15 protein-coding genes and 1 pseudogene are annotated in these 16,481 nt (G+C 46.6%); 3 read left to right on the top strand and 13 right to left on the bottom strand.

Annotation, left to right across the window (positions count from 1 at the left end):
- Window positions 1-2: 2 nt before the first annotated feature.
- The 5 genes from QUA20_RS29755 to QUA20_RS29735 all read right to left on the bottom strand — a co-directional run bounded on the left by QUA20_RS29755 (window position 3) and on the right by QUA20_RS29735 (window position 5,277).
- Complete coding sequence (locus QUA20_RS29755; protein WP_333193857.1) at window positions 3-1,175, bottom strand: NACHT domain-containing protein; 1,173 nt, start codon at window positions 1,173-1,175, stop codon at window positions 3-5.
- Between the two features lie 200 nt (window positions 1,176-1,375).
- The gene (locus tag QUA20_RS29750) at window positions 1,376-1,543 is read right to left on the bottom strand and encodes a hypothetical protein (RefSeq protein WP_333193855.1); all 168 of its coding nucleotides are present in this window, start codon (window positions 1,541-1,543) and stop codon (window positions 1,376-1,378) included.
- A gap of 32 nt (window positions 1,544-1,575) precedes the next feature.
- Window positions 1,576-3,840, bottom strand: coding sequence for a tetratricopeptide repeat protein (locus QUA20_RS29745; RefSeq protein ID WP_333193854.1), 2,265 nt, complete (start codon window positions 3,838-3,840; stop codon window positions 1,576-1,578).
- 252 nt (window positions 3,841-4,092) lie between these two features.
- Window positions 4,093-4,965 carry a 6-carboxytetrahydropterin synthase gene (locus QUA20_RS29740; protein WP_333193853.1) on the bottom strand — a complete coding sequence of 291 codons (873 nt, stop codon included), beginning with the start codon at window positions 4,963-4,965 and terminating at the stop codon, window positions 4,093-4,095.
- A 48-nt stretch (window positions 4,966-5,013) separates the two neighbouring features.
- The gene (locus QUA20_RS29735; protein WP_333193852.1) at window positions 5,014-5,277 is read right to left on the bottom strand and encodes a hypothetical protein; all 264 of its coding nucleotides are present in this window, start codon (window positions 5,275-5,277) and stop codon (window positions 5,014-5,016) included.
- A 120-nt stretch (window positions 5,278-5,397) separates the two neighbouring features.
- On the opposite strand from QUA20_RS29735, the gene QUA20_RS29730 reads away from it, so the two are divergent.
- A complete protein-coding gene (locus QUA20_RS29730) occupies window positions 5,398-6,897 on the top strand; it encodes a cyclic nucleotide-binding domain-containing protein (protein ID WP_333193850.1) in 1,500 nt (499 codons plus the stop codon).
- A 138-nt stretch (window positions 6,898-7,035) separates the two neighbouring features.
- Here QUA20_RS29730 and QUA20_RS29725 read toward each other — a convergent pair whose 3' ends face one another.
- From QUA20_RS29725 to QUA20_RS29700, 6 genes are all read right to left on the bottom strand, one after another.
- On the bottom strand, window positions 7,036-7,716 hold the full coding sequence (locus QUA20_RS29725) for a J domain-containing protein (protein WP_333193848.1): 681 nt from the start codon (window positions 7,714-7,716) through the stop codon (window positions 7,036-7,038).
- Between the two features lie 449 nt (window positions 7,717-8,165).
- Window positions 8,166-9,128 carry a cysteine synthase A gene (gene cysK / locus QUA20_RS29720; RefSeq protein ID WP_333193846.1) on the bottom strand — a complete coding sequence of 321 codons (963 nt, stop codon included), beginning with the start codon at window positions 9,126-9,128 and terminating at the stop codon, window positions 8,166-8,168.
- 56 nt (window positions 9,129-9,184) lie between these two features.
- A complete protein-coding gene (locus QUA20_RS29715; RefSeq protein WP_333193844.1) occupies window positions 9,185-9,625 on the bottom strand; it encodes an Rrf2 family transcriptional regulator in 441 nt (146 codons plus the stop codon).
- Between the two features lie 399 nt (window positions 9,626-10,024).
- Window positions 10,025-12,286: an iron uptake porin gene (locus QUA20_RS29710; protein ID WP_333193842.1), complete on the bottom strand. Its 2,262-nt coding sequence runs from the start codon at window positions 12,284-12,286 to the stop codon at window positions 10,025-10,027.
- A 293-nt stretch (window positions 12,287-12,579) separates the two neighbouring features.
- A complete protein-coding gene (locus QUA20_RS29705) occupies window positions 12,580-14,229 on the bottom strand; it encodes an HD domain-containing phosphohydrolase (protein WP_333193840.1) in 1,650 nt (549 codons plus the stop codon).
- A gap of 159 nt (window positions 14,230-14,388) precedes the next feature.
- Window positions 14,389-14,670 (bottom strand): 4a-hydroxytetrahydrobiopterin dehydratase, encoded by a 282-nt coding sequence (locus QUA20_RS29700; protein WP_333193839.1) that lies wholly within the window; start codon window positions 14,668-14,670, stop codon window positions 14,389-14,391.
- 339 nt (window positions 14,671-15,009) lie between these two features.
- On the opposite strand from QUA20_RS29700, the gene QUA20_RS29695 reads away from it, so the two are divergent.
- Both QUA20_RS29695 and QUA20_RS29690 read left to right on the top strand, forming a co-directional pair.
- Window positions 15,010-15,261: a hypothetical protein gene (locus tag QUA20_RS29695; RefSeq protein ID WP_333193837.1), complete on the top strand. Its 252-nt coding sequence runs from the start codon at window positions 15,010-15,012 to the stop codon at window positions 15,259-15,261.
- Between the two features lie 60 nt (window positions 15,262-15,321).
- Window positions 15,322-15,489, top strand: coding sequence for a hypothetical protein (locus QUA20_RS29690; RefSeq protein ID WP_333193836.1), 168 nt, complete (start codon window positions 15,322-15,324; stop codon window positions 15,487-15,489).
- 126 nt (window positions 15,490-15,615) lie between these two features.
- Here QUA20_RS29690 and QUA20_RS29685 read toward each other — a convergent pair whose 3' ends face one another.
- Together QUA20_RS29685 and QUA20_RS29680 are read right to left on the bottom strand one after the other, a co-directional pair.
- On the bottom strand, window positions 15,616-16,218 hold the full coding sequence (locus QUA20_RS29685; RefSeq protein WP_333193834.1) for a hypothetical protein: 603 nt from the start codon (window positions 16,216-16,218) through the stop codon (window positions 15,616-15,618).
- Window positions 16,219-16,340: 122 nt separating this feature from the next.
- Window positions 16,341-16,481, bottom strand: a pseudogene (locus QUA20_RS29680) (photosystem II D2 protein (photosystem q(a) protein)); the annotation flags it as partial.

Below are 16,481 nucleotides of genomic sequence, written 5' to 3'. Positions count from 1 at the left end.
GCTTACTTAAATGGCTTAATTGGTAAGCGAAGAAATGTTTGAGTATAAATACTCATCGCAAAAGTGACACGCTCCCAGACTCTTTCCAAAACGTGATACTTAACCAACTCTTCAATCCGGGATGGAGCACCATGAAGATCGCCAAACTTTTCAACCAGCAATTTTTCTGCTTGCTCATCAGAGATGATTAAGCCAGGATCATTTGGCTCTGGAGAGTTCAGCATTGTAAACGCCAGATGTTCTAGCCAAGGATTCCAAGCTTTGCGACGCTCATCTGTAACGGGTGCGCCTTCCTTATATTTTTTGAAAGTCTGAAAAAATTGATGGAATGCCTGTCCCAAAGTATCTACAACAGTAGCCGTCTCCTGAAACAATTGATACAGCATCCACAAAACAAATGGCGTGCGGCTTAACTCTCGGTTGTCTCGGCTCAACAATTGCAACACTTGTTGCGCTTGACCGGGCATACATTCTCGCAAAAAGCGATCAATTTCTCTAGGATCAAGAGGCTGTACTTGCAATCGTCTTTTAATACCTAGATCGCCGTTTCCTAGCTCTCGTGTTGTGCAGATGAGTGGAATCTTAATTTGATCGCACTCCTCACGAAATGTTTTCAGTTGTGTACGAACTGTGTCTGCTGGCATCTCGTTCAAGCCATCTAAGAGCAGAATCAGCCGTTTCTTGTGAAACAATAGATCTTCAACTTCTGGAATTGTTAGTCGTAGTTGTGGCTTAAGTGCATTTCTAATCAGAGTCAACATCCCTGAAGGATCTTCAGGGCTAGAAAAACTGACTTTATAACTTTTCAACGGAATCAGCACAGGAATTCGAGGTTTTGGTTTCTCAAGCTCTTTCTTTGCAAAACCGACCAAACAACGCAAAAGCGCGGTGGATTTGCCGACACCGGGGGAACCTACCAGCAAAATATGCTCAGATTCGACATAATTCTGGATTCCTTGAAATATTGGCAGTGAGACGATTTTTGCCTTTTTCTTTTCCTTTGGTTCCTTCTCCGGAGGAGGTTGCACCATCTGCTCCAAATCATTCTGGATTCCTTGAAGTATTCGCCGTGATAGGATTTGTGCCTTTTTCTCTTCCTCTGGTTTCTTCTCCTCAGTTTGCACCATCTGCTCAAATGAGAAGGTTGCCTGTCGATCGGCGATCGTTTCGGTCAAGACATCCACAGTCCACCAATCCTCGTAGCGCCGGCAGATTTCTTGTAAGTAGGGCTGAAACTCACTAGGGGCAATCATGCAAGAGTGAAGTTATATCTATAACGAAAGCGTCTTTTCTATGATAAACAAATTATTCGGCATAATGCCTAGATGGTTAGACTTTAAACTTGACTGAGCCTCCTCATTGCTCATTTTTTTCGCTAATAGCTGTAACAACTCAAGCCGCAGGGCGTTCCTACCCACAAGTTAGTCTCGCCAGAGTCACCGGTGCCGATCGCACTCACCCAATTTTCCCCTAAGCCACTGTACCGATTCTCAAATAAGTGAAGTACGCCCCGATCGCATTCCAATTCCCAGGCGTACCTCATTTTACTGAAAAGTGCTATGTAATCATCAATCCTTACATCGAAGCTGTTAAAGTAGGTTGATCGACCTTGCTATCAGAGGCATTTGAAATATCAGACAATTCCCCGGAATTGGGCTTAACTTCAGTCTCTTTTTCCCCGGAGTCAATTTTGTCTGTATCCTGTTTTAATTCTGATACAATTGCGCCTCGATCGCGCCAAGCTTCAGCATTTTCGGGCTTGATGGCGATCGCGCGATCGTAAGCTGCCATTGCTGCCTTATAGCGCTTTAATGCTGACAAAGCTGTGCCGAAGTGGTGCCAAGCGTCGTAGGAGTCTGGCTTAATAGCAATCGCTTTCTCATAAGCTGCGATCGCTTCTTCATTGCGCTGCAATTTTGCCAAAGATTCGCCTTTACAAAACCAAGCTTCGTAACACTCCGAATTAAGAGTAATTGCTGATTCGTAAGAGGCAATTGCTGCTTCGTGCTGCGACAGTTTGTCGAAAGCTGCGCCTCGGTTGTGCCACACTTCAAAATCCTGCGCTTTAATTGCTATTGCTTTGTCGTAGCATTCGATCGATTCTTGATATCGCTGCATTTTTCCGAGCACAGCGGCTCTATTGTACCAAACTTCGTATTTGTCTGGTCGGATTCCCAGAGCTCGATCGTAAGAATCAATAGCATCGCTGTAGCGGAGCAGTCTCCACAGCATATTGCCTCGATTGTACCAAGTTTCGTATCTCTTGGGATTGAGTTCAAGAGCGCGATCGTAAGAATCAACTGCTGCTGCGTACTGCTCTATTTTGCCCAGCATCGCCCCTCGGTTGTGCCAAATTTCGCTGTCGGTTGCTTTGATAGCGAGGGCGCGATCGTAACTGGCGATCGCTTCTTCGTAATGCTGCAATTTAGCCAACAAAGCCGCTATACTGTGCCAACAAGCGTATTTTCGGGATTCGCTCGAACTTGCTCGCTCGTAACACACGATCGCCTCTTCGTACTTCTGCAATTTTGCCAGCAAAGTCGCTTTATTATACCATGCTTCGTAGTGATCGGCTTTAATTAATATTGCTTGGTCGTAACAGGCGAGAGCTTCTTCCTGGCGCTGCAATCTTATTAACACATTTCCGCGCCAATACCAACCCTCATCCAAATTCTTATTAGCTAAAATAGCTTTTTCCAAGCCGACTAATGCCTCATCATAATTGCCTTGGAAATAAAGCCCTTCGGCTTGCTTGATATAATCGTCAGCAATCAAATTTTCGTCGCTAGCAGGTGCAGTTTGCGAATTTTGGGAATTGTTTAAGGGCGGTTGAGGTGCGAGTTTGAGAGCTTCTTTGGCAACAACTGCGGGAACTTGGGAAATTTCTTGAACAATTTGAGATTTTTTCTCGTCAACTTCTGTCAACAAAACTTGCAGGTGCATGATAAATTGAGATTTGAGAGTCTCAATTTGCTCGACGGAAGATTTGGAAAGTTCAGTTTCTCTAGTTAAAAAATCAATGGATTGTTTAGCTGCACTCATTTGCGCTTCTAATTCATTCCTCAATTTTTGAGTTAGTTGGCTAGAATTTATGAGTTCTGATTCCAATACACCAATGCCCTGCAATCGTTTATTGGCATCAGCAACTAACTGTTTGATTATCAGCCGTCGCATCAGCCAAAAAAAGGCCATTGTCACTGGTGGAAAGACAGTACCGAGAATTAATAAAATATTGAGCAGAGTTATAGTATTATTAAAACCGTATCCAGATTCAGCACTGCCAGTAGACGGGGAGATAAAAGCGAAAACCTCGCGAACTTGAGGATTGCTTTCAACACCGATTTCGATTAATTTAGCCAGCCAAGTTTCTTGTAAAGATTTTGTTAGTTCATCGCCGGATGCAGCAGGAGTATTCGCCTTGGTTTTTGCAGCAGCAGATACATCGGGTTGAGCCGAGGCTACCAGCAAACCTGTCTGGGATTTTACAGCAATTCGCGGGGAAAATTGTTCGTGGGCGATCGTCTCAGGCGCGCTGATTGACTCAGCCCAACGGGATGCGGTAGTATTTGGGGAAAATTGTTCGTGGGCGATCGTCTCAGGCTCGCTAATTGACTCAGCGGCACCCGATTCAGTATGATTTACGGCATCAACAAAGTTGCTAGCCTGCGGTGTCTGAGGAGAGATGGGAGGTGCAGCAGGATTGGCGCTAGTATTAGCAGTTAAATTGTGGGATGCGAGGGCAGCCAGAGTCAGGAGAGCTACATTTGAGACGCGCATAAACGTCAACTCATTTAGGAGAAATTGGTGCTTGGTTGTCAGCGATCGGGCGATCGACCTCATACTCTCAGCAGTTAGAATAGCTGACAGGAGGAATGCTGACTTACTATCTCCAAAATACGCGCGCAGCCTGACTTGTCAGGAAAAGTGCCAATAATTCTGAGTGTGGAACTTTTTTGAAAAAATATATTCTCGCGCCTAATCCGGTTGAATAACTCTCGGAATCATTATTAGGCTGGTAGGGCGGGGTTCACCAATCTGCACAATTAGCCAAAGATCCGGCCCAACCCGCCCCAACTGAACCGATTTTTAACTCTAAACCTTAGCTAAAATCGCTTCCGGCTGCTGACGTTCCGCCGCCACTTCCTCTAAATCAGCACCGTAAATTTCACAGCTATTATTCGGACTTTCAATCAGTTTAATCTTGTGCAACTCGGCGCCCAATTCCCGAACGGGCGATCGCAACAATTGGCCGATCCGAACTGCAATATTCTCCGCAGTCGGCACAACATTCTCAAAATAAGCAATATCCTTATTTAAAAAAGTGTGATCGAAGGGTTCAACAACATAATCGTCAACTGCTTTTTGCAAAGCTCCCAAATCAGCAATCATGCCAGTCCGCGCATCAATTTCTCCTTTAACCGTCACCTCTAAATGATAGTTGTGACCGTGACCGTTGGGACGAGCACATTTGCCGTAAATTTCCGAGTTTTCTTCAAAACTCAAATCGGGACGAGCCAACCGATGGGCCGCACTAAAATGAGTGGACAGAGTTAAATAAGCTTCCATTCCGTTTCCTAAATATTCAGCCCAAAGTTCGGGATGTTCAAACAATTGAATTTTGCTCAAATGTAAATGAGGGGCTAGCCGCAGCCAAATTTGCCGTGCTATGTTTTCGGTAGTTGGCAGAGTCTGCTCAAATTCCGGCCACGCTTCGTTAAGGTAGGAAAAATCGAGATCTTTGGTAACTTCCTGCTTGATGACGTGCTTGACATCAGACAGGTTGAGCACCATGCCGTACTCGTCGAGTTCGCCTATCATGGAAACGTAAAGGACGTAATTGTGTCCGTGTCCCGGTGCGCGGGCAGTTGGGCCAAACCGCTCAAAGTTCTCGGCTTCGCTCAACTCCGGCAGCCAGTACCGGTGACTTGCCGAAAACTGTGCCCGACGATTGATGATGCACTGCATAAAAGTCAAGTAGGGTAAGCTTGTTAAGTTCTGTAAAGGACTTACTTCTTAAGGATAAACTAATTTTTGCTGGAATTTTTCAATAACTTGAGGGTGCTGTAAATGAATTTCTACCAATTTTCCAGATATTGGCAACACGTCGTTGCTCGATCGAGCCGCAGGGCCGGGTTTACGGCACAATACAGATATCCGGCAGAAAATACCGCTACAAAATAGTTTTTCGCCATCAGTTACTAACCCATCAGTTACCAGCCTTTGAGAAAGTGCCTGAAGCGGATCTATCCCTAAGGGAATCCACCTTTTTTGCAACACAGGGCACTCCACCGTTCGAGTTTTTCGCCTAAGCTCTGCAATAGTTAGCAGTTGGCGGTTTAGTTGCGCTCAAAACTAATTACCCACGATCGATCACCAATTACCTATTACCAAATATTAATGAATTGGATTACTGCAGGAGCCGATCGCTTTTTTGAACATTTCTCGGGTGCGATGACAACCCCGCTATTCTATATCGGGAACACTCATCTGTCCATCAGTGCGATCGTCAAACTGATAGTTTTAGCTATATTTGCCTTGATTGTAGCTAAGATAATCAGCGAAGGAATCAAGCGCAGCGTGCTAGTTCGGATGGGATTGGATCGCGGCAGTCGAGAAGCAATTTCCACCATCATTAGTTATATTTTAGCAACTCTTGGCTGTATATTCGTCCTGCAAAGTGCCGGCATAAACCTCACTTCTCTCACCGTCTTGGCTGGGGTTGTCGGCATTGGTTTCGGCTTCGGCTTGCAAAATCTCGCCAGCAACTTTATCAGCGGTCTCACCCTGCTATTTGAACACCAAATTAGAGTCGGAGACTTTATTGAGATTGACCATTTATTAGGAACAGTAGAAACTATTTCCATCCGATCCACAATTATTAAAACCATTGACGGACTGTTTGTGATTATACCAAATATTAAGTTTGTCGAAACTAACATTATTAACTGGAGTTACAGAGACCCCAGATGTCGCCTCCACATCCCCGTCGGGGTTGCTTACGGATCTGACCCAGTAATAGTTACGGAAGCGCTGTTAATTGCGGCGCGGATGGAATCGAATGTTTTGTCCCATCCTTCTCCTAAAGTATGGTTTCACGGTTTTGGAGATAACGCTTTAAATTTTGAACTTTTAGTTTGGATTGACCAGCCACAAGAAAGCGATGCCATTAAAAGTGCAGTTAATTTTTTAATAGATTACGAATTGCGCCACCGAAATATCGAAATTCCTTTTCCCCAGCGGGATTTGTGGCTGCGAAATCCCCAAGAGTTAACTAAACTTTTTTACAATAACAAAGATGATAATTCTAACGGCAAAGTTTTTCCGCATAATGCCAAACATTCAGCAGAGATAAAATCTAATCCCCCCGTTCCTGAACCTAAAAATCCAGGGCCTAAATCCCCTAATAATTGGACGCTGCGAGATTTGTTGAGGCGAGTAACTTATTTTGAACAGTGTACGGATTTAGAACTGCGACAGTTAATTGAATACGGCTACCGACAACTATTTCCAGCGGGACAGATTGTATGTAAAGAAACTGACCCTGGCGATTCTTTTTATATTATTCTTTCGGGTACTGTAGAAGTTCTTTCTCAAAAAGCCGGTCAGTATATTGCTACGCTTCACGAGGGCGAGTTTTTTGGGGAAATATCTTTGCTGTTGGGAACTCCGAGAACGGCGACTGTTAAAACTAGCGAAGATGCAATTTTGTTTGTGGTGGAACGCCACGACTTGCAAAAACTTTTAAGAGAACAACCGAATTTAGCAGATCAGATTGCTCAAAAATTGTCGGAACGCCAGCAAGCTTTGAGAGATTTGGGATTGTTAGATGGCGACTCTCTAGGACAAACTCCTTTTCTTAAAATTCGCAAGCGAATTCAAGTTCTTTTTGGAATTTGATACGGGAAGGAAGTTCGGCAACGCGCAGTGAATCGGGATTTAATGGATTTAACGGATGGATTTTGAGGGGATTGGGAATTGGGGATTGGACAATTCTCCCACTCTCCCACTCTCCCACTCTCCCCTCTCCTTGACTAACTAACTTTTAATTTTTAATTCATCCTGTGCTTCCCGCCGCAGTCTAGCGGCAATTCTAAACAGTTCTTGGCCGGTGTGCAAGTGGCGATCGTCATAATTGAGGGTAAATAAATGCAATTCTTCTATGCCGTCTCCGACTTGATTAATACAGTAGTAGAGATGGGCCGCAACTCCGGCTACATTAGATGGATTGGGCATGGATGTAAGAAAGTTATGAGCTTTTTTGAGAAACTCGCGGCTGGTTTCGATATAAAGTTGAAACTTTTCTATCAGTTCGTCATCAAACGGATCTGCGGACAATTCGTCTATTTCTTTTTTAAGTGGCTTCAAGATGCTGTTGAGCATTCTATTGACGGGTTTGTATACTTTAATCAGCCACTGTTCCATTTGTTCGTCGGCGTCCCGTGCCGTTTGTGTTTGCTGGCGGCTGACGTTTGGTGCGGCTGGTGATTGCTGTTGGCTGGGGTCGGAAATTTGGCGATCGTAAGATTGTCTGTGCTGGGCATCTCCTAATATTTCATAGGCTGCATTGAGGCGGACAATCTCTTCGTGATCGGCTTTGGAGCTGTGGCTGTCTGGATGAAATATTTTGACTAAACGGCGGTATGCTTGTTTAATCTCGGCTTGTGTTGCGGTTGGGCTAATCTTTAGGGTTTTGTAGTGATTGGTAACGGAAGACACGCTGTTATTTCCTTGAAATCTGGATAATCTGCGAAAAAGTGCTTGACAAAAATATCATTATTTGCTAATTTATTAGGTATTTATATGATATAAATGTCAATAATTGTAAGTAAAAAACGTCTGTTTTCAAATTATCATAAATCTATTTTAGAAAAACATTGATGCTTTTGAAGTGGCAAGCCGATCGACATTGGGGACTCATATAGCGCTGCTCCCGCCAACAGTTAGCTCCTTCTTTTCTTCTCTCTTCCTTCGCCACAAGAGCGCTCAGCGCCCGCTTCGCTAACGCGCCGAAAGCAGTTCAAAAAAAGCGCCTTCAGAAATTCGGCATCATTCGCGATCGAGGCAGCTACAATCTATCGCAATTCTTTAAGGTAAAAACCAAAGCCAAGCAGGGCGTACACTGTACGCCCTGCTCTGTGTTTCTGCCACTTGGGTCGGAGGCTGACTTAGTTGAGGGCCATCGCCAGATTGAGTTCTGGATCTTGGAACAAGGGAGTGCTGAGATAGCGTTCACCGAAGCTAGGCTGAATCATCACAATCAATTTCCCTGCATTTTCGGGACGCTTGCCGACTTTCACCGCCGCACACAGTGCCGCACCGCTGGAAATACCTGACAAAAGTCCTTCTTCTCTGGCCAAGCGGCGGCCGTAGGCGATCGCCTCGTCATCCGTAACAACTATAATTTCGTCGATCGAATCCACATTCAGCACCGGCGGCACAAAACCAGCACCGATACCTTGAATTTTGTGAGGCCCTGGCTTTCCGCCCGACAGTATCTGACTGTTGGCCGGCTCAACGGCGATCGCCTTAAACTCGGGTTTCCGCGACTTAATCACCTCTGCGACACCCGTAATCGTACCGCCCGTGCCGACTCCCGAAATCAGGAAATCCACCTCGCCGTCTGTATCTTCCCAAATTTCCTCAGCCGTTGTCGAACGGTGAACCTGCGGGTTCGCTGGATTCCGAAACTGCTGCAACATATACGCATTGGGAGTTTTGTCTACAATCTCTTGAGCGCGGCGGATGCAGCCGCTCATGCCCTCAATTCCGGGAGTCAGTTCTAGTTGGGCCCCGTAAGCTCGCAGCATCGATCGGCGTTCCGTGCTCATTGTATCCGGCATGGTCAAAATCAACTGGTAGCCCTTAGCCGCCGCCACCATTGCCAGAGCAATTCCGGTATTGCCAGAAGTCGGTTCCACTAAAACCGTTTTGCCTGGAGTAATCAGCCCTTCGGCCTCGGCTTGATTGACCATACTGACACCGATGCGGTCTTTCACCGATGATGCCGGATTCATGCCTTCGAGTTTTACGACAATCCGAGCCAAGCAGCCTTCAGCTTGGGGAATGCGGTTGAGTTGCACCAAGGGCGTCCGCCCTACCAATTCTGTAATGTCGCCAGCAATACGCATAATCTTTGTCAGTTTGTGGTTGAAAGTAAATGTTAATTCCTAGTTGGCAATATTAACTAGATGTAATACATGATATCGAGCTGCCGTCTGCCATTGCGCTTTTCGCAAAGATCCTGTAGCGTATATTTTTGCAAAACCGAGTTGGCAATCGATCGGGCTTCTTGCCAAACTTCCCAAATCACAGCACTTTCTACAGTTTGAGCAGGCGAGTCTTTTTCAGCTCGATCGAAATCTGAGCCTTCGAGACAGTTGATAATTTCTAGGAGTGTAATTTTCCAGGGTTCCCTAGCCAAAATATAACCTCCCTTAGCTCCTCGCTGGCTGCGAATCAGCCCGCAGCGTCTCATGGTAGCCAGCAACTGCTCTAAATATCGATCGGGAATATTTTGCTGAGCCGCTATCTGGCGAATTTGCAGAGGCTCGCCTTCATCGTAGCAATCGGCAAGCTCCAGCAAAGCTAAGATTGCGTATTCGCTTTTACACGAGAGTTCTACCATAATTGCTTTAAATATCAGAATTATCAACTTTGAAGTCAGATGTTAAAATTCTCCTCAATGTTGAGTTCCCAATTCTAACTCCTAACTTTACCTTTTATTATACCCCGGTTTTCCACTGAACTTAATCGACTTTCATCACTCGATCGTTGGGACGCTCCGCACTCTCGCTTCTGTGAAACCCAGTTGCTCGTTTAGACTTCCTCTGCTTCCACGACTGTATTACCTCAATCAAGAAACCGGGTTTCTGCGTCTATGACGGATCTTGTTTAATTTTTAATAGATTCTCGGCGTCCAATTCGGCCTATCGACAAAAAAGCCCTGCAGCAGGCAGGGCTAAACTTAGCATCTAGAGTTGCCAGCAGAGAGGGTATGACCCGCCCTGCCTCCTCTAACCCGCTATTAGAACGTGAAAGTAGTTCTCAGAGTACCAATGATGATGTCGTCGTTACGGTCATCTTGATTGGGATTGGTCACCCAAATCACGCCCGGAGTAACAGAAATGTTGTCCGAGAGCTGAAACTTGTAGAACCCTTCAACGTGATACGAATCATCGTTGCGGAATCTCCGCAAATCGCTCGCAGCTTCAAGTTTATCCAAGTAAGGCTCACGACCTACCACGAACCCTAGCAAGTTGCCTTCTTTCCCTAAATCCGGCAAAGCCAAGGTGACAGCGTAGTTCCAGATTTTCGCATCGCCGATGCCGAGAATGCGGGCATTGGTTAAACCAGCCCAGCCGCCAAGGATAAACCTCGGGCTCAACCGCAACGAAGCCTGAGCACCGTAGGAGTTGCTGACCACTTTGCGAGCGCGGAAGCCCTCAAAACCTTCGCTCAAACCGTTGAGAGAATTAGCCACGCCGGTACCGGTGAAACCGCCTAGACTGTCTGGCCCATTCCCTAAACCATTGTCAAACCCAAAGTTACCTCTGCTAAAGTAACCGTGGTTATAGTTGAAAGCAACTTGCAAGTTGCGTCCGGGGGTAAAAGTTAACTGCCCCATCGCTGTGTAGTCGCCGTTAAACAAGCCCGCGCCCTGGCTAGGATTGGCTGCATTTGATGCCAAGTAACCGAAGGACAGAGAAGTCGGGCCAAAAACGCCACCCAGCAAGCCTCTGCCACCGAAGGCGTAGTCAAAGCCGATACCGGCACCGCCACCTAAGCGATAAATCGGGTTCCGCTGTCCAAATGTGCTCAATGAACCGTTGCCGCCGTCAAAGTCTTCAAAGTAAGGGTTGACAGTCGGCAGAATGTCGTCCCAAACGACAGCGTTGGCTGCAAGGGTAACGTTCAGTCGCGGACCGACGGGGAACTTGTACAGCAAGGTGTCGAGGGCAACAACGTTGTCGGTTCTGCCGACAACATTCCAAGTTTGAGTGCCTTCGCTGGTAGCCCCAAGGTTGAAGTTGCGACCGTTACCGACTTGAAGCCTGGTCAGGAGCAAGTCTCTGCCGGTGAAGCTCGTATTTAAATTCAGACGAACCCGTTGTTGGAAGACAGCTTCGTTGTTGTCGCTACCGAGGTTTCTGTTGTCTCTGCCAAAAACGCTAATGTCGCCACCAAAGTCGTCGCTGAGGGCGAAAATTGCTTCCCCAGTCAGCTTGGTAGTGGTGGAGAATTGGTTGGCTTCGAGTTCGGCTGTCCGAGATTCCAGAGCATCGACGCGACCGCGCAGGGTTGCCAGTTCGGCTGCAAATTCTTCTTGGAGCCGTTGAAGGGCTGCCAAGTCATCTCTCGTAGCAAAGTTGCCACTGCCTGCTTGAATTAACTCGCTAACCTTGTCTAAGCAAGCATTTAAACCGGCTGCAAATTCGTAGCGCGTCATCGCCCGGTTGCCGCGGAAGGTGCCGTCGGGATACCCGGCAATACAGCCGTAGCGCTCGACTAGAGATTGCAGTGCTTGGAAAGCCCAGTCTGTGGGCCGCACGTCGGAAAGTTGGGATACTGAGGTAACTTGACCTTGAGTTTCGCCGCCGGCAGCACCTTCGCTGCTGTACTGGTTGAGCTGTTCTAATGTGGCGGCTGGGTTTTGATCTTGTGGTGCGGAAGTTTGGGCTACAGATTCAGCCGGTTTGGGCAAATTTTGTTCTGCCGACTCTGCCACTGCCGGGGCTGGAGTTTCTAATTGAACTGCACCGATTTGCTCTGGGAGAGCGGTAGCTGCCGGGGCTGGGGTTTCTAATTGAGCTGCACCGATTTGCTCTGGGAGAGCGGTAGCTGCCGGGGCTGGGGTTTCTAATTGGACTGCCGGGGCAGAATTTTCTAATGGTTGAGCGGCTGTTGGCTCAACTGCGGCTAAAGATTCACTTGTAGCTTGTGATGCCGCTGCTTGGGGATTTGCCACTGCAGGGGCTGTGTTGGCTCCGGCGAGCGCACTTTCAGTTGCAGCCGTACCCGAATCTGCAATAGCTGCCTGGGTTTCGCTGCCCGCGGCGGCTTCGGAAATTTCTTCGACTGGCTCGGAGGCTGCGGTTGTTTCGGAAACAGCAGCTAAAGCATTGAGTTTCGCTTCGGAGGTTTCAGCGGTTTCAGCTTTTGCTGCAGCGGGGTTGAGCGCATCAGCAGCCTGCTGAGCGTCTGCTGCCATCGCGCTCGAAGAAACTACTAGGGTAGCTCCTAAGACTGCTGGGCTGATTAATAGGTAACTCCACAAAAATTTCGACATATTCACTCTCATCCTCACACCGATTACAGAGAAACTTTTCTAGTCTTCTATGTGGTCAGTTGTTGCTCAACTAGCATACTCTAAAAAAAGACCAAAATTTCACTTTTTCTTTTGATTCTTTCGGGTTGACCGAGTTTATAGATGTGACTGAGGGCTGCGGAGAGCCTGTTTTTTAACCTGTACTCAACCGCGTCAAAACCAGACCAGACTTGGGCTGTCGATTGATTTGACTGCTGACTCTTAATAGCGCCCGATCGCCTTATTTACTTTTTAGCACAGCACGACCGACTCGTCTAGGCTGATTCGACTTTAAGATCCAAGTTGTGTCCGAGGACGCTAAAGACTTGGCGACGATCGAACAATTCTAACAAATCAGCGTTGATTTTGTTGTGAGCAGCTTCTTGGCGCAAAATTTTCATCGCTGCATCTGTGCGCAGAGCTCGCTTGTAGGGTCGATCGCCTGCTGTCAGGGCATCGTAAATATCGGCGATCGTCATCAATTGCGCTTGAATTGGAATTTCTGACTTGTTTAAACCTCGCGGATAGCCTGTGCCGTCCAGTTTTTCGTGATGTCCGTAGGCAATGTCTGGAACATTTTTTAAATCCTTTGTCCAAGGAATTTGCTTGAGAAACTCGTAAGTGTGAGTTACATGAGATTCTATGTCCGATCGTTCTGCCGGCGTCAGGTTGCCTCTCGACACCATCAATTGCAGAATCTCGTCTGGGCTCAGCAGGGGTTTCCTTGCGCCATCTATATCTCTGTAAGTTTGTAGAGAAATCTCTCGCAGTTGATCTAGGGGTTCTGCTGCCAAAATGTGAGGCTCGTTTGCCTCTAGCAGCACTTCCCAGTATTCTGCTAATCTGGTTTTCGCCTCTGCTAGCTTAGTGTCTAGCTGTTCGATTTCCTGGCATTGAGCGCACTCTGACTCCTGGCTCGGGTGTTTTCGGTAGGCTGAATGCTCCAGCAAGTATTTATATTTAGACTGGACGCATTCCATTTCCATAGTCCGCTGAGCTAAGCCAAAGCGGTGGCGAATGATTTCTAGCTGTGCGGGGTAGAGCTTTTTCTGTTTGGTCAAAACTGCTTCGGGCACTCCTATTTTGCCAAAATCGTGCAGCAGGGCGGCGTAGCGAAGTTCTTGAATTTGGCGGTTGTTAAAGTAAATACAACGCAGTCCTCCGCTGCTGACGGTGTTTACTTCTTCTGAAAGGCGTACTGTGAGGGCTGCTACTCGTTCTGAATGGCCGTAGGTACAGGGGTCTCTGGCTTCTATGACTTGCACCGAGGCTTTGACGAAGCCCTCGAACAAATTTTCTATGCTGTCTTGGAGTTGGTTGCGCTCGATCGAGATTGCGGCTTGAGAAGCGAGCGATCGAACTATCCTTTCTTCCCACTCCGAATACTGCTGCGTCGATGCCCAGGCATTGTCTGCTGTCAGTACCGTATCTGCGTTTGTTTTGCGGTTGATCAGTTGCAGTACGCCTATTGTCTCGCCCTGTCGGTTTTGCATCGGCAGTACCATTACCGAGCAAGTGCGGTAATTAATATCTCTGTCAAAACTGGTATCTAGCTGGTAGGGTACGCCGAGGGGTAAGTCGTAGGCATCAGACAGGTTCAAACTTTGACCTGTAATTGCCACGTATCCCGCCAAGCTTTTGTCTGTCAGGGGCAGAGCAAACTCCTTAAACGACAGTCTGGGTTGAGAAGCGTTTTGGGCTACCTTGAACAGCAGCTTAGATGTTTCGTCGCTGTGATCTACTAAGTAAACGCTGCCAGCATCGCTGCAGGTAATTTCCCTACTTTTGGATAAAATTAAGTATAACAAGTCGCCCAAATCTTGGGCGCTCGACAGAGCGGCGCCAATATCTAAAAGCTTTTCTATCAGATCGGTTTTTTCTGCAGCAGACTCGTTCTTGAACTCTGGCTTTTCAAATACGATCATGGTCGGATGATGGGGAATAGCCTTTTATACATTGAACGTTTGGGCTCTCGACTTTTTCACACCCGATTTTAACCCCAAGTCTATTTTTTATTTGCGAGCTTTCCGCGATCGGGGGCTGTGGCTAGATGCAGAGCTCTTGTTGGGCAAACGGGAACTCTTTTAATCTAGCGTAGAAATCTCTTGGGCTAGCGCAAAGTCTTTCTCAGTTAAGCCTCCAGCATCGTGAGTTGTCAAGTTAACTGTAACTTTGTTATAGGAGATTTCTATGTCGGGGTGATGTCCTGCGGCTTCTGACGGGGCGACCAACTTATTCACAAAGGCGATCGCTTCGATAAAATCTTTAAATAAACGAGTACAGCGCAGTTGCTTTCCTTCAACCATCCAGCCTGACAATTGACTGGCGCGCTCTTGAATTTCAGTATTGTTAAGTAGGTCAGCCATAATTTTTCTTCTTTGGGATTAGCAATGGTATATTAACTGCCCACCTGTAGAAAACCTGACCAAAAACTATCCGCTCTCACCAATAGTGTGGAAGCTCAAGTTTTAATAACTCAAGATTTAACACTATTTGAGGTGAGAGCGGTCTAGCGGGTCTTCAGATTAGAACCTGACTGCCGGGAGAATCCCTAGCTCAGCCTGGTTCCCCGTGGAAGTCGTTTCCAGTTGGAGACGACGGCTGACTGCTAGTGAGCGGCCCCGGCGCACAGCCGGTAGTTTCCAATCTGATGACCCATGCGTTTACTACTTTCTATCATGGGCATCACCTCCAGGTTTAGCTAAATGGCTTTATATTTGAACGCACATCACCTAAATACAAGATTTAAGGTGATGATTTGTGCGCTAGCCATTGCCAGCGTTACCGAAAGAACTTGCGTTCTGAGTATCATTCCAGTAGTCACAATTACTAGAATAACACAAGGAATTAGAAGTGGGGGAGGCAAATTGACAATTTTGCAATATCGGGGGAAATTACTGCTGCTGCAAGGTCTTCGATCTCTAGAGCAATTGGACGAGCGAGATTTTGAGCGTTAACTGCAAATATTTGATTTACACCCGATCGCTGTGGGGCGATCGGGTGTAAAATCGGTTTAAATGCGCGATCGGCTGCTGCTTAATTTCTTGCCAGATAGGAGTTTGCCAAATTTGGCGATGCCGTCGGGTGCAGCGAAAGTCCGCCAAAATTATGAAAAACAGAATTTGACTGTTGTTAAGTTAGCAAGCCGGCACAATCCGAATGCCGCAGAGAACGTCAACGGTTAGGGTAATTAAGGCAATGTTATAGGATTCGACAGATTTGTCTGTTAAGAGTGCTTAGTTAGGCAGGTATACTAAGCTTCCATACTTGCACCCACTTGTTAGTGTTAGCAGCGTTAAGCGTTATCACTTTTAGTTTTGGATGCTAGTAATAACTTGCTTACCTAGCAGTAATTGATCGCGATCGTTTGTCGTACCCATCATTTGCCGGAGCGCACCACCATCGCCGAACAGGGTCTTAAATACGGTTATAGCTGCGTTCCTAGTTTTTCCCCCGATTGGAAATTGAAAGCTTTTGTCAATCATTTTGATGGTTCTAGTTCCCCAAGGGGTGAGCTTTGCTATAGGAGTCGCTAGACCTTTGTATACACAGACGCGCCAAACCTTCTTGTGGTTGCCTTGAAAATCTACAATTGAAGTTCCTGTAACAGTCTTAGCATTTCTCGCTTTAATGCCTAATGCGTCAATTGATGCAGTAATACGAGTGTAAACACTGTTTCGGATGGGGTATTTAAAATAAGTTTTAACATCGTTGCCAATCTTCGGAACTAACACTTCAGCCGATGATTCTTTGGGCGTATAAGGTTTTGGGGGAGTCGCGAGTTTTTGAGCCATTTTAGCAGCTTCACGCTTTTCTGCAAGTTCGATCGCAATTTTTAATGCTGCTGCTGTTCTTGGTCTACCAATTGTTTTTATCTCTATCTCGCTTTTATTTTTTATAGAATAGCGTAACAAGACTTTTCATAAAATAAAAAGCTCCTGCCAATCGGTAGGAGCTTTTTAAACATTAAGGGTAAAGCCTAAAAGGCTTTATCTTACCCTTTCAAAATGTTGGAATTTTTGATATTTCGCGCTAATTACAGAGCGTTACCGCGAGGCAGAACTTCTTCAGGGAAGATGAAGTTTTCGTGGGGTTGGTCGGTAGGAGCCATCCAAGCACGAATGCCTTCGTTAAGCAGAATGTTCTTAGTGTAGAACGTTTCAAACTCAGGATCTTC

This window comes from Microcoleus sp. Pol7_A1, assembly GCF_036701085.1.
Lineage (GTDB): Bacteria > Cyanobacteriota > Cyanobacteriia > Cyanobacteriales > Microcoleaceae > Microcoleus > Microcoleus asticus.
This window is presented reverse-complemented; position numbering and strand designations above follow the sequence as displayed.